Below are 20,016 nucleotides of genomic sequence, written 5' to 3'. Positions count from 1 at the left end.
ATGGAAGACACCCTGCAGTCCCGAAAACCAGCCATAGTACGAACAAGAGCAGTTGTCCTCGGACTGCTGCTGGCTGTGGTGATCTGTCTCCTGACCCCTTACAACAATATTTTCCTGCGCGCGACCCCCCTTGGCGGCGGACATTTTCCGCTCGCCCCGTTTTTCATATTTCTGCTTATGGCGACGGGGGTTGCCCTGATCGCCGCGATCTTCAAATCGAAACTTTTGCTCACCGGCCCGGAACTACTCGTGATCTGGATTCAGATGGTGGCAGGCTCAGGGGTGGCCTATACCGGCTTTGCCAGGACTTTTCTGATTAACCTGACAGCCCCTTATCATTTTGCCACCCAGGGCAACAAATGGCAGGAAGTGCTGCATCCGCTCATTCCTCCGGCACTGACGCCCTCCAATCCCGAAGCGATCATGCTGCTCTACAACGGATTACCGGACGGACGCCGCCGGGAATGGCTGGAGATCGTCACCGCCATCCCCTGGAGCGCCTGGATAACCCCTTTGGTTTTCTGGACTTTTTTCACCCTGCTCTGTTACCTGATCATGCTCTTTCTCATCAACATCATCTCCCGGCAGTGGATCCATAACGAGCGGATGAACCTTCCCCTGTTAAAGGTACCCGAGGCCATAAGCAGGGCGGTGAACGACAACCAGGCCGGGCTGTTTTTCTCCAACCGGTTTCTTCTTGCCGGGATCGCCGTCCCGGTCTTTCTCCACCTGGTGAACGGCCTGAACCTCTATTTCCCGTCGATCCCAGCAATCCCCACCCTGTTCCTCGCCGGCCCCTATTTCCCCAAGCAGGGGTTGCTCGCCGGCTTTTATAAGTTGAAGATATACATTTATCCGGCGTTTATCGGGTTCGCCTTTCTCACCTCAAGACAGATATCCTTCTCCTTCTGGTTCTTCTTTCTCAGCGCCGGTCTGCTTTACGGCATTCTCGGGCTGCTCGGATACACCATCCCCGCCGCGGAGCTCGGGATCACCTTCGGTCCCACCCTGGCCCGGCCGGAAGAAATGCAGATGATAGGAGCTTACGGAGTATTCTTTCTTTTTCTGGTCTGGCTTGCCAGGCTGCATCTTTTAGATGTGTGCCTCCAGTCTTTTTTCGTTAAAAAAAGCCCCCCCGTCCGCTCGGAATGGTTCGATGTACGGATATCTTTCTGGGGCGCAATCGGCGGGATGGGCCTTCTCGTCTGCTGGTATATATATCTTGGCATGGCCCCTGTAACAGCCACTCTTCTGGTCGGAGCTTTCTTCATGATCATGATCGTCGCCACCAGGGTCATCTGCCAGGGAGGCCTTGCCTATTTCACTCTGACCGCGGCCCCTGCCGACGGCATGATAGCTCTTTTCGGCACCAAGCTTTTTACCGGTGCAAGCGGTCTGCTGGCGGGGATGAGCCAGAAAGTTCTCTTTGTCGACCTCCGCGAGTCCTTACTCCCGACCCTGCTCCACAGCCGTCATCTGCACCGGGGAAAGAGACCGGCGCTGCTGCTCTTTGGCGGGCTTGCGCTGACCATCTCCGCATCCATGGCGGCGTCGATTCTCGCCATGATGGCTCTTTGCTACAAATACGGCATACGGGAGCTGCAGCTCGACTGGGCAACGAGGACCACGACAACCGTTTACGAAAATATTTACCGTCTGATCGCCACCCAGAGCGTCACCGGGGAATGGGTTCTCATATTCGCCCTGATCGGCGCGCTGGTGATGCTCGTGCTGGTGGTGTGCTATCATCGATTGCACTGGTGGCCAATACATCCGATCGGATATCTGACGGCATACAGCTCGGCCATGCGGATATTGTGGGTCAGTTTCTTCATCGGCTGGGCGTGCAACGCGCTGTGCATGCGTTATGGCGGAATCGCGATGTTTCGCAAACTGCAGCTTTTCTTTATCGGTTTAATTATAGGGGATTTTCTCATGGGAGGATGCTGGGCGATGGTCGGGCTCTTTTCCTCTGAAAGCTATCAGGTACTCCCGGACTGACCGGGAAAACCCGCCAATCAAGCCATCACTGAATCTATGTACGACGATAAGGAACTAAAGGAATATCGGGACCTGCTCCCGCCTCCCACCGAGTTTGACGAAGGGTTCGACTGGAAAACCATTATCGGTGCAATCTTCATCGGTTTTCTGATGATGCCGGGGTCGATGTACCTGCAGCTGGTCATAGGTCAGGGCATAGGTCCGGCGGCCAGGTGGGTTACCATTATCCTGTTTGCTGAAGTCGCCAAGAGAGCTCATTCAGACCTCAGGCAGCAGGAGATTTTCCTGCTCTACTACATGGCCGGTGCCGCCCTTGCCTCGCCTTTTTCCGGGCTGCTGTGGAATCAGTACCTGGTGCAGTCCGACGCCGCCAGGATGCTAGGGGTAACGGAATTTATCCCGTCCTGGATTGCGCCGTCTCCGGAGTCCCAGTCGATGGTTGAGAGGACCTTTTTCCACCGGGACTGGCTTGTGCCGATCCTGCTGCTGGTGGGTTCCCAGATAATTCAGAGAATAGATCATTTCGGTCTGGGCTACGCCCTGTACCGGGTGACTTCCGATGTCGAAAAACTGCCCTTTCCCATGGCCCCGGTAGCGGCACTGGGAACCATGGCTCTGGCGGAATCGGCTGAAGAAAAAAAGCAGAGCTGGAAATGGCGGGTATTCGCCATAGGCGGAGTCATCGGCCTTGCGTTCGGCTTTATCTATGTACTGCTGCCGATCATCTCCGGCCTCATTTTCACCGAACAGATCCGGCTGATCCCCATTCCGTGGATCGAGCTTACCGGTTATACCGAAGAAATTCTGCCGGCGGTTGCAACGGGGCTCCAGCTGGACCTCGGCCTTCTTTTTGTCGGCATGGTTCTGCCGTTCTGGGCTGTTATCGGCGGTTTTGCCGGACTTATCATCACCATCGTCCTCAACCCGATACTCTATAAAGAGGGAATACTTCACCGCTGGCATCCGGGAATGGCCACCGTCGATACCGTTTTTGCCAACAATTTTGATTTCTACATGAGTTTTGGCATCGGCTTGGGCCTGGCGATCGGTGCCATCGGCATCTGGTCGGTAATACGGTCATTCAGCCAGCAGGACACCAACCGCGGCAAGCTGTCGGACCTGTTCAATCCGCCGCCCGGCAGAGGGGATTTCAATTTCTGGATCGCAATATTGATCTACCTTTTCTCAACCCTTTCCTACGTTGGACTCTGCGTCTGGCTGGTCCCCTCCTTTCCCTGGGTATTTTTTCTCGCCTACGGCTTTATCTACACCCCGGTCATCTCCTATATCACCGCGCGGATGGAAGGGATAGCCGGACAGTTTGTCAGCCTCCCGCTGGTCAGGGAAGCCAGCTTCATAGCCGGCGCCAGGTTCTTCGGCTATCAGGGGATAGAGATCTGGTACGCACCGATCCCGATTCACAATTACGGTGAAGCAACGGTGCAGTTCAGGCAGATCGAACTCACCGGCACCTCGCTGAGGGGAATAATCAAGGCTGAAATCCTGGTTTTCCCGATCGTCATGATCGCCAGCCTGATGTTTTCCCAGTTCATCTGGCGGCTTGCCCCCATCCCGTCGGCGAGCTATCCCTTTGCCCAGGAACTGTGGCATCTCCAGGCGCTCAACACCCTGCTGATGCAGACTTCCACCATTGAAGGCAACTCGATGTTCTACCAGGCCCTCAATGGCACCACGGTGTTTTCCGGGTTCGGGTTCGGCCTTATCGTGTACGTCCTGCTCAGCCTCCTGGGGTTGCCGGTACTCCTTATCTACGGAGTGGTGCGCGGGCTCGGACAATCCACCCCCCACGGGTTGATCCTTGAGCTGGTCGGCGCCCTGGTCGGCCGTTACTATTTCCTGAAAAAATATGGATCGATGTGGCGTCAGTACGCCCCCGTCCTCCTGGCTGGTTTTTCCTGCGGTATGGGGTTGAGCGGCATGCTGGGTATGGGATTTGCCCTGATCCTCAAATCACTGAGCCATATGGCCTATTGACGGCGTCCGGCCGGTGCAGATGCTTTTTCTTGACACCGTCTCAATAGAGCAGCATATTTTGTGGTATACAACGATGTCCGCACTACTGACACAACCTGCAAAACCATTTTAAGAGGAATCTGTAATGCCAGCGTTACCCCTTAAAGCCATATGGCTGTCAACTGTTGCCCTGGTCTGTTTTTTGTTCGTAGCTCCGGTGCACGGGAAAGAGGTTCCCCTGTCGATAGCGGGAATTTCCATCGGCAGCGATATCAATTCCTATCCCAACATCATGGACACCAACTTCATGAAAGAAAAGGTGATTACCGACTGGCACGGGTTCAGGAAGGGAGTCATCTCCTATGGTGTCTGTCTCTATAGCGACCGGATCCTGAAAATCGACATGAAGTATGCGGACAAATCGAAAACTTTTTACAATAAGCTGCTCGATAAATTTAAAGAGAAATTCGGCGAACCCGATATCTGGGAAGGCGACTCATTTGGCGTCAAGTACATATGGAAATGGAACTTTTACGACGCTAACAACGACAAGGTAACCCTCAAACTGCAGCACAACAGCAAGGACACCAGCGAATCGATAGGAAACATGGTAAAACTTGCCTACCCGGAAAAGATCATAGAGGAGAGGAAGTGCTTCATGAAAATGTGCAGAAACACCATGAACAACTTTCCTGCCCAATCCCGTGATGAGTCGCAAAAAACCGGCTGGTCCTACCTGATCCCCGACTGACGATGACTGAACCATATCCACCTGGACCGGCAAAAATGGTTGGCTGGAACGGTATAGAACTGACCGTTCCCAAAACCTGGGAGGCAATTGTATCCGGACCGTGCCACCTGCTGTTTGAGTTTGATTTTGCGCCGCTTTTTGAACTTCGCTGGGAGCGTGTCGGCAAACTCTCGTCCAGCCGGTTTGAAGCACGTGTCAGACAGATCCGCCACCAGGCGCAAAAAGGTGGGCGCCCGCTGGCAAGGAGCATCAATAAAGACGACTTGGCGGCCAATTTTGATTTCACCCGGCTGTTTGGTGACGACCGCGGTGAGCTTTCCGAGGGAATTTGCTACTGCAGCCAGAGCACCATACTGCTCGTCTTCCAGGTGTTGACCCACCAGCACCGATTGAGAACTATGGTAAAAAGTGTTCTCAAGTCCCTCAAGTGCCGCCCGGGATCTGAGGTTTTATGGAGGGTCCAGGATTTTTCCCTCAAACTTCCCCCCTCTTTTCATCTCCAGGATTTTTCCTTTCTGGCCGGCTTCACCAGCCTGAAATTCAACGGTCCTGACTACTCGCTCATGGCTGGCAAACTGGCCGGTGCCGGGAAAAGGCTTGAGCACCAGTCGCTGGCTGCGCTCCTGCCCGTTCTTGCCGGAACCGACCATATCAGGTTACAGCAAAAAGAACACAGCTGCACCGGGTACAGAAAACCAGGATGGGGAAAAAGAATGTTCTATCGCCTGAAAAGAGAGCCCCCTTTTTTGACGGCAAAAATCTGGCGTACCACCGGGAGCGATCACCTCCTTGCCATCATTCTGTCATCAACGTCGAACATCTGCGACACATCTCTTGACAGCCACAGCCAACGCTATGAAATTATTTAGTAACAAAAAGGGTTTCCAACAGACTGCCGACGCACCGAAACTTACCCGCACCCAGTCTCTTGGCTGTATCCCGGTAAAAACGGAAGGTGTCACCTGGGCGGCGGGGGAGAACGGGGACGCCCTTATCGAGTATCCGATCGCGCTGAAACCGTTTTTCATAAACATCCTTGGCAGGTTCACCGGAACCCCCCGCACCAGGCTCACCAAAAAACTTCAGCTTGACGAGACCGGCAGCAGGGTCTGGTACCTGATGAACGGGCAACACGATGTCAAGACCATAATAAAACAGGTGGCGCAGGAAACCGGCCTGTCCCTGCAGGAAGCCGAACTGGCGGTTACCGCCTTTTTAAAAGAACTCGGTAAACGGGGACTTATCATGCTCCGTCACCCCTGATATCGTGAATCTTTTTGCGGTATTTTTTATCTGTTTAACCCGGTTTTTCAACAACGAGAGAACAGGAGCGCCATCATCACCTGGATGGTGAAATCGGCAGCCCCAGCTTTTTGGCAACCAGCTGCAAATCAAGCCAGGTGGCCTTTTTCATCTCGGCATTCTGCAGCAGGTAGGTCGGATGGTAGGTGGTCAGAACCGGTATCTGCAGTTGCTGGTCAACGGAGTACATGTGGAATTTGCCGCGTAATCTCGATAACGGCATCTTTTTTTCCAGGACGGCTCGAGCGGCGATCATCCCCATGGTACAGATGAGGTCGGGCCGTATCACTGCTATCTGGCGGCGCAGGTACGAAACACAGCTGCGCACATGGTCTGCGTGCGGCTGGCTGCTGGTCGAGATTGCGCATTTGATGACGTTGGTGATGAAGACCTGGTCAACCGACAGACCGATAGCTGCCAGCATGCGGGAGAGCATCACATCCTGTCTGTGACCGAAAAGATACCGGCCACCCTGGCCACTGTTTTGTTCATCTATGCCGAGCCAGTCGCCGATCACAAGCAGTTTTGCCTGCTCATTTCCCCTGCCCGCCACAGGATGGATCCGTAACCGGTGCAAGTCACAGGCGCTGCATCCGGCAACCTCGGTAGAGATTTCCTCCAGATTCGCTTTTATCTGTGCAAGGGTGAGCTCGTTTAGCGGCTTGGCCGGGGGGCGCCGGTCTTTTCTTTCTAGCGAAGATGGTGGATGAAAAGAGGTTGTTTTTTCCTCCGCCTTCCGGGCCGCCACAGGGACCGCCTTCATAAACGACCGCACGGAGGAACTTCCGGGGTAATACTTTATGCCTATTTCCCGGTGATACTGCAGCACCCCCCGTATGGCTGATAATATACTCTGTTTTCTGTTGTCCACCTGGCTCTCTTTTTTTTACAAAACCAAGGGTTCAATGAAACGGGAATTCAAAAATCTGCCACTCTTCGCCAATGTGCGGAACGTCACCGACAAATATCCCGTAATAGCTGAACGTTATTTGGGTCGATCCGGCAGGGATGGCAAGAGTTTTTCTCTTCTCCAACGAGTGCATGACCTGTCCCCTGACGGAATAAAAAGGGGTGACATCCAGTGTCGCCAGCACCCGCCCTTCTTCATCGAGAAAATTCAATTTCAGGAAAAAATTTTTTATTATCGGAAACGAATCTGTCAGGCTCCGGTCAAAATGAAGTCGGCCCCGGTATTCATAGGAACCCTCATTTTCCCTGAGCGAATAGACAAGCTTAAGTTCGGGAGTCTGGTACACCTGTTCTGTCTCCGAATCAACGGTCAGCACGATCCGCTTTTCCGGATCGGCAACACTGCCCTGTTCAGGAACAAGATACCCGGAACACCCTGCTGTCACCAGCGCCAACCAGCAAAACAGCCAGCATATAAATTTTGTTTTCATCCCACACCACACGGAATTTTTTTTGTTTATATCGAGTTTTCTAAAAAACTGAATCAGGCGCTGAGCCAGGAAATATTCTACCCCGAACCGTTGCCTGAGACAATCTTTTACATCTAAGGCCTGAAAAGTCAAAGCCATAAGCTTCATTTTTTGGTAATTTCATTAACCATGACTATTATTGTATGACACAAAAAAATGTAATCAACCAAACAAGAGAGGTACCACCCTTGACCAAGGAAGAATTCAGCCTTGCAAGAAAAAAACTTGGCAAGACCCAGAAACAGCTTGCAGAACTGCTCGGCGTGTCGTTGAAGACCATACACAGTTACGAGCAGGGGTGGCGGACTATTCCCTCCCATATAGAAAGACACATCTATTTTCTGCTGATCAACCAGCGAGGACGCAGAGACAGCCTCCAGCCCTGCTGGGAACAAAAAAACTGTGCAGTAAAGGACCAGTGTCCGGCCTGGGAATTCCAGAGTGGACATCTATGCTGGTTTCTCTGCGGAACCCTGTGCGAATGTACCCACGACGTTCCGCAAAAGGGCAAATTGGCAATCTGCAAGGAGTGTGCAATTTTCACCAATCTGCTGAGCTAGAACAAGCCCGGCGGTCATCGCGCTGAAGATTTCGGTGCCATGACCGCCGGGCTCAGCGCAGATTTGCCAGCCGTAACCTCAACAGTATGACCTGAACCCGCCATGCCCATTTTTGAATATCGATGCAACAAATGTGAAAATGTATTTGAATTACTGCAGCTTTCATCCTCACAGCAGGACAAAAAACCAACGTGCAACAAATGCGGCAGTGAAGACGTCAGCAAGCTGATCTCAGCAGGAGTTGTCCGCGCCGGCGGGGAAGGCTCGGCGCCCTCGCTCCCGTCGTCCAGAGGATGCGGAGCCTCAGGCTTCTCGTGAGCTGCCTGATGGTGGTTCCGTGCGAACCCCTCAGTTATTTTTCATTTTCCCGAGCGTGAGAAATCAAAAACTTTCTCGTTTTTCTTGAGGAGATTGTGCTTTCTCCTGGCAATATCCTCAAGATACTGCGGATCGGCAAGCAGCCGTTCAATATCCTGCTGTAGGGCGGCATTTTCCTTCTCCAGAAGGTTCGCTCTTTCCTCAAGCCGACGATAATCGGATAACTTGCCAAAAAAAGACAACAGCCCGGCGCCGGGAGCAAACATAATCCACGACAGGAATAGAAGAACGGCGACCGCCATGACTTTTCGAAAAACCTTCTTTTCCCCCGACGGCAGCATTTGCTGAAGTTTCGTTCTCTTTCTGGAGTGGTACATAATTCATCAAATTAAAAGTATGCAGATTCAACACCCGGTAATTTTAGTCAGCGCCTGTCTTGTCGGCCTCTGTACCCGCTATGACGCAAAGCTCAAACCAAGCCGTCACTGTCTGGCCATGCTCAATAAAACGTCCTGGATACCGGTGTGTCCCGAGCAGCTGGGAGGTCTGCCCACCCCCCGGGAAGCGGCGAACATCCGCGGCGGAGACGGTGACGCTGTCCTCAACGGCATAGCCACAGTTATAACAAAAAACGGCACCGATCTCACCCAAGAGTTTATCAAAGGAGCCAAGGAGATCGAAAAAATAGTAAACCTTCTCCACGTTGAAAAAGCGTATTTAAAAGCTGGGAGCCCTTCGTGCGCGGTAGCAGACCCCATAGGAGTTACTGCGGCCCTGCTGAGAAGGCGGGGGGTTGAACTGGTTGAATTCTAGGCCTGTTGCTCTCGTTCACCTGCAGCGTCTTCCCCCCCTATTCGCAAAATACGCAAAATGATTATACCCGATTCGTACAGGATATAGAGCGGCCCTCCCATCAGCGACATGTTCACCACATCAGGAGTGGGGGTCAGAACAGCGGACAAAATGGCGATCAGGAGCACCGCGTAGCGTCGGTTTTTTTCGTAAAACTTTCTTTTGAAGACCTTCACCTTGGCCAGAAACACCATAAAGATGGGCAACTCGAAAATCACTCCGAACGCGAGAATGAACAGGGTGATGAAATTGACGAACCTGCCGACCGAGATCACCGGCTTGAGCTCTTCCGAGCTAAATCCGAGCAGAAATTTAATACCGAAAGGCAGGGTGACAAAATAACAGAATATTGTCCCCGCATAAAAAAGCAGGCAGGTAAAAAAAATAAAAAAGAACAACTGTCCGCCGGGGACACCGAAGGGTTTGCACATCGACCGCCACAGTACGGTCATCAGCCATGGCACAAGGACATAAATTGCCGCAAACAGGGAAAGTTTGACGTGGGCGAGAAAAGGCCCGGCAACTGAAAAAAAGTAGAGTTTATCCGCCAAATGTTCCTGGACCAGATGAAGCAGGTGCGGCGAGAGAAAAAAAATCGCCACCGTCGTGAGGATAACGGTAACTCCCAGGCGGCGAATCGATTTACGCAACTCGGCGATAAAGATGACCAGTTTATTCAGGGGAATCATTTATTGCAAAAACCAGGTTGCTCTCATTGTAGAGTTGTCTTTTGACCTGAAAAGGGAGCATTCAGATGCTGCACTGTTTGCAGGACAACCTATCAGAAGCCTGGGAAAATTGCAATTTTATAGAGGTTGATTTCAACAAACAGCCGTGATAAATAATAAATTCCGCAGCGTTAACAATTCACATCAACCAGATAAAAAACCATGCTCGAGCTACGATTCATTAGAGAAAATATTGAGTTAGTTAAAGAAAAATGCATACGCAGGGGAATGGAGCCGACCCTGGTAAACGATTTTGCTAAAACGGACAAAAAACGGCTTGCACTGTTACAGGAGGTCGAAAACTTAAAAAATAAGCGTAATACGGTTTCCGACCAGATCGGCATATTGAAAAAAGGCAGTCAGGAAGAAAAGAAAAAAGCCGACGACTTAATCGTCGAGATGCGCGAGACCAATCAGTCGATCAAGGAACTCGACGGCCAGCTGGGCGATATTGAACAGAGCCTTGCAGAGATTGTCATGGCCATCCCCAATCTCTGTGACGACAGCGTCCCGGTGGGCCAGGACGATTCCGACAATGTCGAGATAAGAAAATGGGGCGAAAAACCGACGTTCACTTTCGATCCCAAGCCCCACTGGGAGCTCGGGGAGCAGCAGGATATAATCGATTTTGAAACGGCGGCAAAACTCTCGGGAGCAAGGTTCGCCCTGCTCAAAGGGTTCGCCGCAAGGCTTGAGCGGGCTCTCATTAATTTCTTCCTTGATCTCCATACCCAGAAACACGGCTATACCGAAGTGCTTCCCCCTTTCATGGTCAACACTCCCACCATGACGGCGACAGGGCAGCTGCCAAAGTTTGCCGAAGATCTCTTTAAGATACAGGACTGGGACCTCTACCTCATCCCCACTGCAGAGGTGCCGGTGACCAATATCCACCGGGGCGAAACCTTGAGCGAAAAAGATCTGCCGCTGAAATACACCGCATATACCCCCTGTTTCCGGTCGGAAGCGGGAAGTCATGGCAGGGACACGAGAGGGCTCATAAGACAGCATCAGTTTGACAAGGTGGAGCTGGTCAAGTTCACCACCCCAGAGACTTCCGGCCTGGAACTTGAGAGTCTTCTCAGTGAAGCTGAAACAGTTCTCAGGATGCTCGGACTGCACTATCGGGTAGTGACCCTCTGCACCGGAGATCTCGGTTTTTCGGCAACAAAGACATACGATATCGAAGTCTGGCTGCCTGGCCAGAACGCCTATCGCGAGATTTCCTCATGCTCCAACTTTCTTGATTTCCAGGCCAGGCGCGGAGGCATAAGATACAAACCCGCCGGCCAGAAAAAATCTAAACTTGTCCATACCCTTAACGGATCGGGGTTGGCGGTCGGCCGGACCCTGCTGGCAATTCTTGAAAATTACCAGCAGGAAGACGGCACCATCGTGCTGCCCGAGGTGTTGAGGCCGTACTTCGAAAATCGTTTTTAAATCGAACCCGGGTCCTTGATGCTTAAAATCACAGGGGCACGGGTTCCCCATTGGCTATCAAGGCCTGGTGTTACAGAACGGATGGAATGCAAAAAGCGACATTGTTTTTTTACCAGCTGATCCTGACCTTCATCCTGTTGCTCGGATGCGCTACGGGAGGCGGTGCGGCGCAGGACGCAGCTGTCACGGACCGGATTCGCACCCTGGTGGCGGACCTGGACGATACCGAGGTACGGCAGCTGCTCGAAGAACTACAGCAGGATACTGCTGCGTCCCGCCAACCAGCAGATGGCGCCACAACGACCGTCGGTCCACCCCCGTCGGCGACCAGGGTTCTGTCCCTGTTTGAATCCGAATTTCTTGAATCTGACAACCGCCTCCGAGCACTGTTCAAGGCCATCCCCGGTGTGAGCGATGACCTTTACCGGACACTGTTGACCCTATCTTCTTCAGGAACAGTTCGGGGTATTTATGTCAACATGTTGTGGATCGTTTTTTTCATTTCGGCAGGTTTTGCGGTCGAACAGATTGGCCGTCGCATGCTGTTTTATGGGAGATTCCGGATCAACAGGGAAGAACTCGATCCCCACCTGCCAAAGGGCAAACGTCTGCAGGCCAGCGTCATCCATATCCTGCCCGACCTGATCTGCCTGGTGATTTTCTTCGGAATATCCTGCTTGTCTTTCACCCTTTTTGGCCCCACCCAAAACACTCCTGTCTACCTTACGTTTCTGGCACTGCTGCTCACCATCACATCAACCCGGGCAATCTACAGCGGTTCTCTGATTCTGTTTGCCCCGGATGTTCCCGAGTTCAGATTCGTTACTCTCAAGAGCAAGACCGCCAGGGCCTGGAGCAACATCACCACCGTTGCTGCCGGATATATGATTTCGGTACTGATGTTTCTTGCCCTGATCCAGAAGCTCGGAGCGGGAGAAAAAACAGTGCAGCTGCTGTATCTGGGTTTTGCCACCCTCCTGCTGGGAGCCATCGGCGCAAGCTGCATCGTTTACCGGACCAAAGTAAAAAAACACCTCTTTTCCTCAGACCAGAAGAACAAGGAAACCCTGTGGGTCCTGGAGCAGCTCGGTGCGGTCTGGCACATCCTCGCCCTGTTGTACCTGGCGCTGTTGTGGGTCCTTCTGGTCAACTCCATTACCCTGCCGCAAAATGGGACACGGGCCGCGTTCATGTTCAGCGTATTTGCGTTTCCGCTGTGGCTGGCCGGCGACAGGATCGTCCAGCGGGTTGTCCTGTATGGCGTCACCCTGTTGAAGATCCACCAGGAACAGTACCAGGAGTCTGCGGACACGGAAGAGATCGTGCGCCAGAGAGAAGATGGGAAAAAGATATACCTCAGGATCAGAAAGTACGCCAGGACCGGACTAGCGGCAATAGTCGCGATATTGCTTGCCGGGTTGTGGGATTTCAGGATTCCGTTTATCTCCAGATTGGCCGCGATCGCCCTGGATTCTCTGATTATCATCGCCATCGCGCTCACATGCTGGCATCTCATCAACACCTGGATAGCTAAAAGGCTTCAGGATTCGCTGGTGGAAGAAGAGTCAGCCGTCGACGACGAATGGGGAGCAGGCCCTCCCAAGGGAAGAGCGGAAACGCTTCTGCCGATAATTCGCAAATTTGTCGCCATAGCTCTCACGGTTATGGTCACCATGACCATTCTCTCCGCGACAGGGATCAATATCGGGCCGCTGCTCGCCGGTGCGGGCGTGATTGGCCTTGCGGTGGGGTTTGGGGCGCAAAAACTTGTATCCGACATCCTGTCCGGTTTTTTCTACCTGCTCGACGACTCCTTCCGGGTCGGGGAATACCTCACTGCCGGCTCGGTTTCCGGCACCGTGGAATCGATAACCCTCAGGAACCTGATGCTGCGCCATCACCGGGGAATGCTGCAGATAATCCCACACAGCGAACTCGGGGCGATAACCAACTATATGCGTGGCGGAATCGTGGTGAAATTCAACCTCGATTTCCCATACGACACCGATATCGACAAGGTAAGAAAAATCATCAAGAAGGTCGGCATCGCCATGCTCGACGATGAGGAGATGGGCAAGGATTTCATACGGCCGGTCAAATCGCAAGGCGTTCGCGAGATCACCAACTCGGTGATGACCATCAGGGTCAAGTTCACCGCAAAACCCGGTTCCCACTTTGTCATCCGGCGCGAAGCGTTTAAACGGATAACCGAAGCATTACAAGCCAAGGGGATCGAGTACGCTCACCGTAAAGTTATTGTCGATATCCCCGGCCTTGACAACGCCGATAAGGTGAGCAGCCTTTCAGGGGAAACCAGGGAAAAGATCATCAACGGTGCCGGCGCTGCAGCTTTTGCCAAGAGCGGCCCGGACCAGAAACAGCAACCGCAGCAGCTGCGCCATGGCGACAAAGCGGTATTTTAAAATTCCCTGGCCAAATCCGGTTGTGCGAGGTAAAAACTACGTGCTGAATTCTATCTGTTTTTACCGTCTATTATCGCCGGGATGATCTCAGTGCTTACCGGGCGCACGGCCCCTGCCCGGGACAACGCCGCTCTGCCGGCTGCCACTGTCTTGTGCACCAGCGCACTGAAACCAATACCCGGTTACAGCAATTTCTCTATTTTACAACAAGGAGCACAGGCATGGCTGACTTTTACTATCAGGACCCTTTCCCGCTGGGCGAAGATCAAACACAATACCGAAAGATCGAAGGATCTGAAAAATTGGTTAAGGTCGAAGATTTCGGCGGCCGGGAAATAGTAAAAATCGACAGGGAAGCTCTGACACTGGTCGCCAACACGGCGATGAAGGATGTCTCGTTTATGCTGCGTCCGGCGCACAACCAGCAGGTGGCGAAAATACTCGAAGACGATGAGGCGTCGATGAATGAAAAGGGAGTCGCGCTCGCTTTTCTCAAAAACGCCGAGGTTGCCGCAAACATGGTGCTGCCCATCTGTCAGGACACCGGAACCGCCACCATCGTCGGTAAAAAAGGACAGAATATCTGGACCGGAGTCAACGATGCGGAGGCGCTGTCTCTTGGTGTCTACAAGACCTATACCGAGGAAAACCTGCGCTACTCGCAAACAGTTCCCCTCGATATGTACAGGGAGACCAACACCGGAACCAATCTTCCGGCGCAAATCGATCTTTATGCCACAGAGGGCGACGAGTATAAATTCCTGTTCGTTGCCAAGGGAGGCGGAAGCGCCAACAAGACCTATCTTTTCCAGGAGACAAAAGCGCTGCTTAACCCGGATACCCTGGTAAATTTCCTGGTGGCGAAGATGAAAACCCTTGGAACCGCCGCCTGCCCGCCCTATCACCTCGCTTTTGTGATCGGCGGCACCAGTGCTGAAGCCAACCTCAAAACCGTCAAGATGGCGTCGACAAAGTACCTCGACGAACTGCCATCCTCAGGCAACGAACATGGACGCGCCTTTCGCGACAGGGAGCTGGAAAAGGTCCTCCAGGAGGCCGCACAAAAGCTGGGTATCGGCGCCCAATTTGGCGGCAAATACTTCACCCACGATGTCCGGGTGGTGCGTCTCCCGCGCCACGGAGCTTCCTGCCCGGTAGGCATGGGGGTCTCCTGTTCTGCAGACCGCAACATCAAGGCCAAGATCAACCGGCAAGGCATCTTTATCGAGGTGATGGACAGCTCTCCGGGGAGACTGATCCCTGAGAAATACCGGGCCAAACATGACCACGGGGTGAAAATTGACCTGAACCGGCCGATGGAAGAGGTCCTGGCTGAACTGACTAAACATCCGGTCGGGACATCGTTGCTGCTTAGCGGCACCATCGTGGTCGGCAGGGATATTGCCCATGCCAAGTTCAAGGAACTCCTTGACAGAGGCGATAACATTCCGGAATACCTGAAAAAGCACCCGATCTACTATGCCGGACCGGCGAAGACCCCGGCGGGAAAACCTTCCGGCTCTTTCGGTCCCACCACAGCCGGCCGTATGGACAGCTATGTCGATCTGCTGCAGTCAAAAGGCGGATCCATGATCATGATCGCCAAGGGCAACAGATCGCAGCAGGTGACGGACGCCTGCCGACTCCACGGCGGTTTTTATCTCGGTTCGATCGGTGGTCCTGCAGCGATTCTTGCGGAAGAAAATATCAAGAAGGTTGAGTGTATCGACTATCCGGAGCTGGGTATGGAAGCGGTATGGAAAATCGAGGTTGAAGATTTTCCGGCATTTATTCTGGTTGACGACAAAGGCAACGACTTCTTCTCCGGCCTTATGTAATAAAAACATAAACCCGCACCGGGACCTGCGGCGGATCAGTGCCGCAGGTCCATTTCTTCATTGTCGTGGCCATCACTTCAGGTCGATGTGGATATCGATCGACTCAATCGTATCCCCGCCCGCTCTCTCACTGATAAAATCAGCTACCAACCTGGTGATTTTTTCACTGTCCTTTCCGACAAGAGATATCGGCCGGTCGTTGACCAGGACAACGCATGTTGTTGTTTTTTTCCCCTCAAAAAACCGGTCCAGGATGAATTGGGCTATTTCCCGGGCATCGTCCAGGGAAAAAACGGGCAGATGCGATACGACCCTGTGGCTGGCGGCAATAGCCACCACCCCGTCCACCTGCTCCCTGATCCGCATGTCGCTGTCCTTGAAAACCTCGATTTTGGCGATGCTGTCCGCTGTTTTGAACCCTTCACCGACAACCAGATCGACTTCCGGGAAAAACCTGTTGGCAAGGGTTGCCAAATCGAGCCCCTTGTTTCCGGTCCGGACGATCATCTGGTCGGGAGCAACCAGCATTATCCCGTCAGCTCCGGCTTTTGTGTGCTTGTAAGTATCCGTTCCCGGGGAATCGAACACGATCCCCTTCTCACTGCTCGATTTGATGACAGCCACATTGTAACCAAGCCTCTTCACCTCCGCCACTACACGGCTGGCAAGCGTCGTCTTGCCGCTGTCGTGCCACCCGATAAACGATACGATTGCCGGCATACATACCCCACAGAAAAGATGAAAAACGGTATTTCAGGCAGGGATCGCTAAAAAGAAAAATGTCCCGGCCTTCCACACCCTGCATCTCGTTTTTTTAAAAAGTATCTTGAAATTATCTGCAACCCTCTTTACGGTATCCCGCACCACGTCGTTTCAGCTACTCCAACGTGGCATGAATCCTAAACAACTATCTACGCGACAGACGACAATGAGTAAAGCACAAACATACACCACTTCGCTGACCATGAGTCACACCACCACCGTGCTCACTCCCGACGGGGCGCAAGAGCAGCTTGAGCAAGTGGCCATAGAGACCCCCTACTCCATTGCTCTCAACGATGAAACGATCGGTTCATCCATGGTATTGCCTTCAGCTCTTGAGGAATTTGGTGTCGGCTTTCTGTTCGGGCAGGGGTACATAAAACACCCCCGGGAGGTGAAGGAGGTCTACGTCTGTCCGGAAGGACGCATTGCGGTTTACGCAGACGTGGACAGCTCGACTCCCAAAGAAGTCATTATCACCTCTGGATGCGGCGGAACCGGAAAGATTTCAAAGGAAATGCTTGAAGGCGCCTTCGAACCGCTGCAGGAATGCACCATAACCTTCGATGAAATGGGCCGTTTCATCAAGGATTCCCTGCAAAGCTCGCCCCTGGGCCCCCAGACCCATTGCATCCACGGCTGCGGGTTCTGGCAGAACGGGCAACTTCAGGTCTACTATGAAGACGTGGGCCGCCACAACGCGGTAGACAAAGTCCTGGGCGCAATCCTCCTTGGCCGCATAGGTCCGAAAGGGGCAATCTACACCACCGGCAGACTCACCTCCGACATGGTACTCAAGTGCGCAAGAATCGGCATTCCCATCATTATGTCGAGAACGGCGCCGTCATCTCTTGGGCTGGCAATAGCCAGAAGAGCCGGGGCCACGCTCGCTGCCTACGCAAGACCGGGCAGGGTCAACGTATTCAACGAACCCCGGCGCATTATCTGTTAGCGTGCACAGTCACCGGGGAAGGCAGGAAATAAGCCAATCGAGCGACATCAGCTTTCTTTTGTTTTTCTGCCTTCAAGCCCCAGCTCTATGAGTTTTTCCAGAAACTGGGGAAAAGCCAGTCCGTATTCCGCCGCCGCCTGGGGCATAAGGCTGGTTTCGGTCATGCCGGGTATGGTGTTGGTCTCAAGCAGATAAACATTTCCGTCGTTGCCGATGATCATATCCGTTCGGGAATACCCCTTAAGACGCAAAGCCTTGTGTGCTTCAACCCCGTACCCCTGAACCAGATCCCTGAGTTGTTCACTTATATCAGCCGGGCATATCTCTTCGCTGGCCCCGGGCTTGTACTTGGCATTATAATCGAAAAACTCAAACTCCTCTCCGGGGATGATCTCGATAACCGGCAACCCGACCGGGTCGTCGTTACCGAGAACGCCAACCGTAATTTCCCGCCCCTCGATATACTTTTCCACCATTACCTGGCTGTCGTGAACCAGGGCCTTTTCGATCCCATCCACAAGTTCCTGCTTCGACCTGGCAATGGTCAGGCCAAGGCTCGAGCCTTCACGAACCGGCTTGATAACCACGGGAACCCCGAACCTGGCCTCCAGAGAGTCCGCATCAAAGCTGTCACCCTTCGTTACCAATTCCCAGTCGGCCACCGGCAGTCCATACAGTCTGTAGAGTTCCTTGGCCAGGTGTTTGTCCATCGCTATGGCACTGCCGAGAACTCCCGCCCCCTGGTAGGGTATCTGCAGTAAATCGAGAAAACCCTGCATGGTGCCGTCTTCGCCGTAGAGTCCGTGAAGAAGTATAAAGGCGAAATCGATGTTTGCGGCATCGGCGGCCAAACGGGGGAGGTCGGTTGCCGGATCGTACCGTTTTACATCGAATTTATCAGGATCGAGGGCTTTTTCCACTCCGGCGGCGCCGTTCAGGGAGACTTGGCGTTCACCGGACACTCCTCCGGCAATCAGGGCAATACACAGTTTGCTGGTCTGCATGTTATAGTTATCCTCCTGCTCTGTTTTCAGTTGTTCATAAAGGCAGTGAAAGTAAAAAACACTGCTCTGTGATACCGATGGATATGTTAGTATCCGGCAAGCTTAACATAATCGGGCAGCTTGCCCAAAAGCTGTTTTGCCATTATGGCAAAACAGTGGGTGAGGCCCGTCGGATTAACACATTTTCTCCTGAGAGAGCAGCGCCGCCACCCGGGTATTGGTGCGGCCGCCTGTACAATCGGTTGCCCCACCACGGCCCGCCCTCTTCTTCGCCGAGGGGAACAACCGCACCGTGCAAAATTCCATTGACAAACGGACTTGCTGTTTAGTATATAAAAGAGATTGTTGTCACTAAATAAGAACTATTTGTCGAGAAGACGTGCAAGTGCATGATCTTTTTCAATAAACAAGATTATTTCGTTAAACGGAGCCCATAATGATAGAAGTTGAAGTTCGAGGAGATCTTGAGTACGCGATCCGTCAGCTCAAAAAAAAGCTGCAGATAGACGGTATCAAAAGAGAGCTTAAGCGTCGCGAATACTATGAGAAGCCGAGCGTGAAAAAGCGCAGAAAGCAAGCTGAAGCTCGGAGAAAGCTCCGCAAGTTCAACAGAATGCGAAAGGCCATGTAAGCCGGTTGACGGTTTTCTGGTAACCAGCGTGCAATCGCCGATGCCCGCTGGTTACTTTTTTGCCGGACAGCCGGTGGTCCCTGTCATAACTACAGCCACACGAACAACTATCGCAAATTCTACCCTACCCCCGGTTTTTGCAGGGCATCACGAACGTTACCTGCATTACCTGATCACCGAAAGAAGATTTTCGGAAAATTCAATAGAAGCCTACGACAACGATATAACTATTTTTCTGACCTATGTGGCAGCGACAGGCACGCGCTCGCTCAACCGGGTCGACATCGCAACGCTCCACTCTTTTCTCGATCATTGCCGCACAGTCAGGAAATCGTCAAACCGGACCAATAGCAGACGGGTCTCGGCCCTGAAATCTTTTTTCGATTTTCTCGCCAGGGAAAACCAGGTCAACAACAACCCCTTCAACATCGCCGGATTGCCGAAAAGCGGCAGTACCCTGCCCAGGGCACTCTCGGTGGAAGAGGTCCAGCAACTGCTGGAACCGCCCCATATCCTCACCCCGATAGCCAGGCGAAACAACGCTATGCTGGTGCTGCTCTACGCCACCGGCCTGCGGGTTTCAGAACTTGTACAGCTGCCGCTTTCCGGATGCAACCTGCACGCAGGGTTTGTCAGAGTGGTGGGCAAAGGCAGCAAGGAACGCCTCGTGCCTTTTGGCGAGTTTGCCAAAGAAAGGGTCGAACTCTACATCAAGACGGCGCGCGCGCTGATTTTAAAAAACAGGCGGAGCAACTATCTCTTCATAACCCATCTCGGGACCTGCATGACCCGGCTGAGGTTCTACCAGATTATCAGGCAGGCCGCCCTGGCGGCGGGGATCACCAAGGAGATATCACCCCATATGCTGCGACATTCCTTTGCCACCCACCTTCTGAGCCACGGAGCGGATCTGCGTTCGGTACAGATGATGCTCGGGCATTCTGACATTGCCACCACCCAGATATATACCCATATCGACCAGGACAGGCTGAAAAAAATCCACAAGAAATTTCACCCCAGGGGATAGACCTCGCTCTTTTT

The 20,016-nt window shown here is 52.9% G+C and carries 20 protein-coding genes; 14 read left to right on the top strand and 6 right to left on the bottom strand.

The window, feature by feature from the left end:
* From BLQ17_RS04960 to BLQ17_RS04940, 5 genes are all read left to right on the top strand, one after another.
* Positions 1 to 2,001: a DUF6785 family protein gene (locus BLQ17_RS04960; protein ID WP_092220397.1), complete on the top strand. Its 2,001-nt coding sequence runs from the start codon at positions 1 to 3 to the stop codon at positions 1,999 to 2,001.
* 36 nt (positions 2,002 to 2,037) lie between these two features.
* The gene (locus BLQ17_RS04955; RefSeq protein ID WP_092220395.1) at positions 2,038 to 3,996 is read left to right on the top strand and encodes an OPT family oligopeptide transporter; all 1,959 of its coding nucleotides are present in this window, start codon (positions 2,038 to 2,040) and stop codon (positions 3,994 to 3,996) included.
* Between the two features lie 124 nt (positions 3,997 to 4,120).
* Positions 4,121 to 4,726, top strand: a complete 606-nt coding sequence (locus BLQ17_RS04950) for a hypothetical protein (RefSeq protein WP_092220393.1) — start codon at positions 4,121 to 4,123, stop codon at positions 4,724 to 4,726.
* 2 nt (positions 4,727 to 4,728) lie between these two features.
* Complete coding sequence (locus tag BLQ17_RS04945) at positions 4,729 to 5,595, top strand: hypothetical protein (RefSeq protein WP_143005439.1); 867 nt, start codon at positions 4,729 to 4,731, stop codon at positions 5,593 to 5,595.
* A complete protein-coding gene (locus BLQ17_RS04940; RefSeq protein WP_092220390.1) occupies positions 5,582 to 5,989 on the top strand; it encodes a PqqD family protein in 408 nt (135 codons plus the stop codon). The genes BLQ17_RS04945 and BLQ17_RS04940 overlap by 14 nt, the downstream gene beginning before the upstream one ends.
* A gap of 76 nt (positions 5,990 to 6,065) precedes the next feature.
* Here BLQ17_RS04940 and BLQ17_RS04935 read toward each other — a convergent pair whose 3' ends face one another.
* Complete coding sequence (locus BLQ17_RS04935) at positions 6,066 to 6,899, bottom strand: uracil-DNA glycosylase (RefSeq protein ID WP_092220388.1); 834 nt, start codon at positions 6,897 to 6,899, stop codon at positions 6,066 to 6,068.
* A gap of 31 nt (positions 6,900 to 6,930) precedes the next feature.
* A complete protein-coding gene (locus tag BLQ17_RS04930) occupies positions 6,931 to 7,428 on the bottom strand; it encodes a hypothetical protein (protein ID WP_143005438.1) in 498 nt (165 codons plus the stop codon).
* Positions 7,429 to 7,610: 182 nt separating this feature from the next.
* Here BLQ17_RS04930 and BLQ17_RS04925 point away from each other — a divergent pair, with 182 nt between their 5' ends.
* Both BLQ17_RS04925 and BLQ17_RS23640 read left to right on the top strand, forming a co-directional pair.
* A complete protein-coding gene (locus tag BLQ17_RS04925) occupies positions 7,611 to 8,027 on the top strand; it encodes a helix-turn-helix domain-containing protein (protein WP_092220385.1) in 417 nt (138 codons plus the stop codon).
* Positions 8,028 to 8,129: 102 nt separating this feature from the next.
* Positions 8,130 to 8,345, top strand: coding sequence for an FmdB family zinc ribbon protein (locus tag BLQ17_RS23640; protein WP_092220383.1), 216 nt, complete (start codon positions 8,130 to 8,132; stop codon positions 8,343 to 8,345).
* A 41-nt stretch (positions 8,346 to 8,386) separates the two neighbouring features.
* Here the strand turns inward: BLQ17_RS23640 and BLQ17_RS04915 are convergent, their stop codons facing one another.
* Positions 8,387 to 8,722 carry an FtsB family cell division protein gene (locus BLQ17_RS04915; protein WP_092220381.1) on the bottom strand — a complete coding sequence of 112 codons (336 nt, stop codon included), beginning with the start codon at positions 8,720 to 8,722 and terminating at the stop codon, positions 8,387 to 8,389.
* 19 nt (positions 8,723 to 8,741) lie between these two features.
* Here BLQ17_RS04915 and BLQ17_RS04910 point away from each other — a divergent pair, with 19 nt between their 5' ends.
* Positions 8,742 to 9,158, top strand: coding sequence for a 2-thiouracil desulfurase family protein (locus tag BLQ17_RS04910; RefSeq protein ID WP_092220379.1), 417 nt, complete (start codon positions 8,742 to 8,744; stop codon positions 9,156 to 9,158).
* Here BLQ17_RS04910 and tatC read toward each other — a convergent pair.
* Positions 9,155 to 9,886 (bottom strand): twin-arginine translocase subunit TatC, encoded by a 732-nt coding sequence (gene tatC, locus BLQ17_RS04905; RefSeq protein ID WP_092220377.1) that lies wholly within the window; start codon positions 9,884 to 9,886, stop codon positions 9,155 to 9,157. The two genes, BLQ17_RS04910 and tatC, sit on opposite strands and share 4 nt — an antisense overlap.
* Positions 9,887 to 10,087: 201 nt before the next feature.
* Here tatC and serS point away from each other — a divergent pair, with 201 nt between their 5' ends.
* From serS to BLQ17_RS04890, 3 genes are all read left to right on the top strand, one after another.
* Complete coding sequence (gene serS / locus BLQ17_RS04900; RefSeq protein ID WP_092220375.1) at positions 10,088 to 11,365, top strand: serine--tRNA ligase; 1,278 nt, start codon at positions 10,088 to 10,090, stop codon at positions 11,363 to 11,365.
* An 86-nt stretch (positions 11,366 to 11,451) separates the two neighbouring features.
* The gene (locus BLQ17_RS04895; RefSeq protein WP_092220373.1) at positions 11,452 to 13,788 is read left to right on the top strand and encodes a mechanosensitive ion channel family protein; all 2,337 of its coding nucleotides are present in this window, start codon (positions 11,452 to 11,454) and stop codon (positions 13,786 to 13,788) included.
* Positions 13,789 to 14,009: 221 nt separating this feature from the next.
* A complete protein-coding gene (locus BLQ17_RS04890; RefSeq protein ID WP_092220372.1) occupies positions 14,010 to 15,626 on the top strand; it encodes a fumarate hydratase in 1,617 nt (538 codons plus the stop codon).
* A 72-nt stretch (positions 15,627 to 15,698) separates the two neighbouring features.
* On the opposite strand, the gene mobB is transcribed toward BLQ17_RS04890, so the two are convergent.
* Positions 15,699 to 16,346 carry a molybdopterin-guanine dinucleotide biosynthesis protein B gene (gene mobB, locus BLQ17_RS04885; protein WP_092220370.1) on the bottom strand — a complete coding sequence of 216 codons (648 nt, stop codon included), beginning with the start codon at positions 16,344 to 16,346 and terminating at the stop codon, positions 15,699 to 15,701.
* A 208-nt stretch (positions 16,347 to 16,554) separates the two neighbouring features.
* Here mobB and fdhD point away from each other — a divergent pair, with 208 nt between their 5' ends.
* Positions 16,555 to 17,340: a formate dehydrogenase accessory sulfurtransferase FdhD gene (gene fdhD / locus BLQ17_RS04880; protein WP_092220368.1), complete on the top strand. Its 786-nt coding sequence runs from the start codon at positions 16,555 to 16,557 to the stop codon at positions 17,338 to 17,340.
* 47 nt (positions 17,341 to 17,387) lie between these two features.
* On the opposite strand, the gene BLQ17_RS04875 is transcribed toward fdhD, so the two are convergent.
* Complete coding sequence (locus tag BLQ17_RS04875; RefSeq protein ID WP_092220366.1) at positions 17,388 to 18,344, bottom strand: D-alanine--D-alanine ligase family protein; 957 nt, start codon at positions 18,342 to 18,344, stop codon at positions 17,388 to 17,390.
* A 439-nt stretch (positions 18,345 to 18,783) separates the two neighbouring features.
* Here BLQ17_RS04875 and rpsU point away from each other — a divergent pair, with 439 nt between their 5' ends.
* Positions 18,784 to 18,975 (top strand): 30S ribosomal protein S21, encoded by a 192-nt coding sequence (gene rpsU / locus BLQ17_RS04870; RefSeq protein WP_342674179.1) that lies wholly within the window; start codon positions 18,784 to 18,786, stop codon positions 18,973 to 18,975.
* 40 nt (positions 18,976 to 19,015) lie between these two features.
* On the top strand, positions 19,016 to 20,002 hold the full coding sequence (gene xerD, locus BLQ17_RS04865; RefSeq protein WP_092220362.1) for a site-specific tyrosine recombinase XerD: 987 nt from the start codon (positions 19,016 to 19,018) through the stop codon (positions 20,000 to 20,002).
* Positions 20,003 to 20,016: the final 14 nt, after the last annotated feature.

Origin of the sequence: Desulforhopalus singaporensis (genome assembly GCF_900104445.1) — a bacterium.
GTDB classification, from domain to species: Bacteria; Desulfobacterota; Desulfobulbia; order Desulfobulbales; family Desulfocapsaceae; genus Desulforhopalus_A; species Desulforhopalus_A singaporensis.
The sequence above is the reverse complement of the archived record's forward strand: the minus strand, read 5'-3'. Positions and strand labels throughout refer to the sequence as shown.

What these genes read in the sequence shown, in the direction of transcription:
- BLQ17_RS04960 (WP_092220397.1), top strand. Translation starts at nt 1, where the DNA reads ATGGAAGACACCCTGCAGTCCCGAAAACCAGCCATAGTACGAACAAGA.
- BLQ17_RS04955 (WP_092220395.1), top strand. Translation starts at nt 2,038, where the DNA reads ATGTACGACGATAAGGAACTAAAGGAATATCGGGACCTGCTCCCGCCT.
- BLQ17_RS04950 (WP_092220393.1), top strand. Translation starts at nt 4,121, where the DNA reads ATGCCAGCGTTACCCCTTAAAGCCATATGGCTGTCAACTGTTGCCCTG.
- BLQ17_RS04945 (WP_143005439.1), top strand. Translation starts at nt 4,729, where the DNA reads ATGACTGAACCATATCCACCTGGACCGGCAAAAATGGTTGGCTGGAAC.
- BLQ17_RS04940 (WP_092220390.1), top strand. Translation starts at nt 5,582, where the DNA reads ATGAAATTATTTAGTAACAAAAAGGGTTTCCAACAGACTGCCGACGCA.
- BLQ17_RS04930 (WP_143005438.1), bottom strand. Translation starts at nt 7,428, where the DNA reads ATGAAAACAAAATTTATATGCTGGCTGTTTTGCTGGTTGGCGCTGGTG.
- BLQ17_RS04925 (WP_092220385.1), top strand. Translation starts at nt 7,611, where the DNA reads ATGACACAAAAAAATGTAATCAACCAAACAAGAGAGGTACCACCCTTG.
- BLQ17_RS23640 (WP_092220383.1), top strand. Translation starts at nt 8,130, where the DNA reads ATGCCCATTTTTGAATATCGATGCAACAAATGTGAAAATGTATTTGAA.
- BLQ17_RS04915 (WP_092220381.1), bottom strand. Translation starts at nt 8,722, where the DNA reads ATGTACCACTCCAGAAAGAGAACGAAACTTCAGCAAATGCTGCCGTCG.
- BLQ17_RS04910 (WP_092220379.1), top strand. Translation starts at nt 8,742, where the DNA reads ATGCAGATTCAACACCCGGTAATTTTAGTCAGCGCCTGTCTTGTCGGC.
- tatC (WP_092220377.1), bottom strand. Translation starts at nt 9,886, where the DNA reads ATGATTCCCCTGAATAAACTGGTCATCTTTATCGCCGAGTTGCGTAAA.
- serS (WP_092220375.1), top strand. Translation starts at nt 10,088, where the DNA reads ATGCTCGAGCTACGATTCATTAGAGAAAATATTGAGTTAGTTAAAGAA.
- BLQ17_RS04895 (WP_092220373.1), top strand. Translation starts at nt 11,452, where the DNA reads ATGCAAAAAGCGACATTGTTTTTTTACCAGCTGATCCTGACCTTCATC.
- BLQ17_RS04890 (WP_092220372.1), top strand. Translation starts at nt 14,010, where the DNA reads ATGGCTGACTTTTACTATCAGGACCCTTTCCCGCTGGGCGAAGATCAA.
- mobB (WP_092220370.1), bottom strand. Translation starts at nt 16,346, where the DNA reads ATGCCGGCAATCGTATCGTTTATCGGGTGGCACGACAGCGGCAAGACG.
- fdhD (WP_092220368.1), top strand. Translation starts at nt 16,555, where the DNA reads ATGAGTAAAGCACAAACATACACCACTTCGCTGACCATGAGTCACACC.
- BLQ17_RS04875 (WP_092220366.1), bottom strand. Translation starts at nt 18,344, where the DNA reads ATGCAGACCAGCAAACTGTGTATTGCCCTGATTGCCGGAGGAGTGTCC.
- xerD (WP_092220362.1), top strand. Translation starts at nt 19,016, where the DNA reads ATGCCCGCTGGTTACTTTTTTGCCGGACAGCCGGTGGTCCCTGTCATA.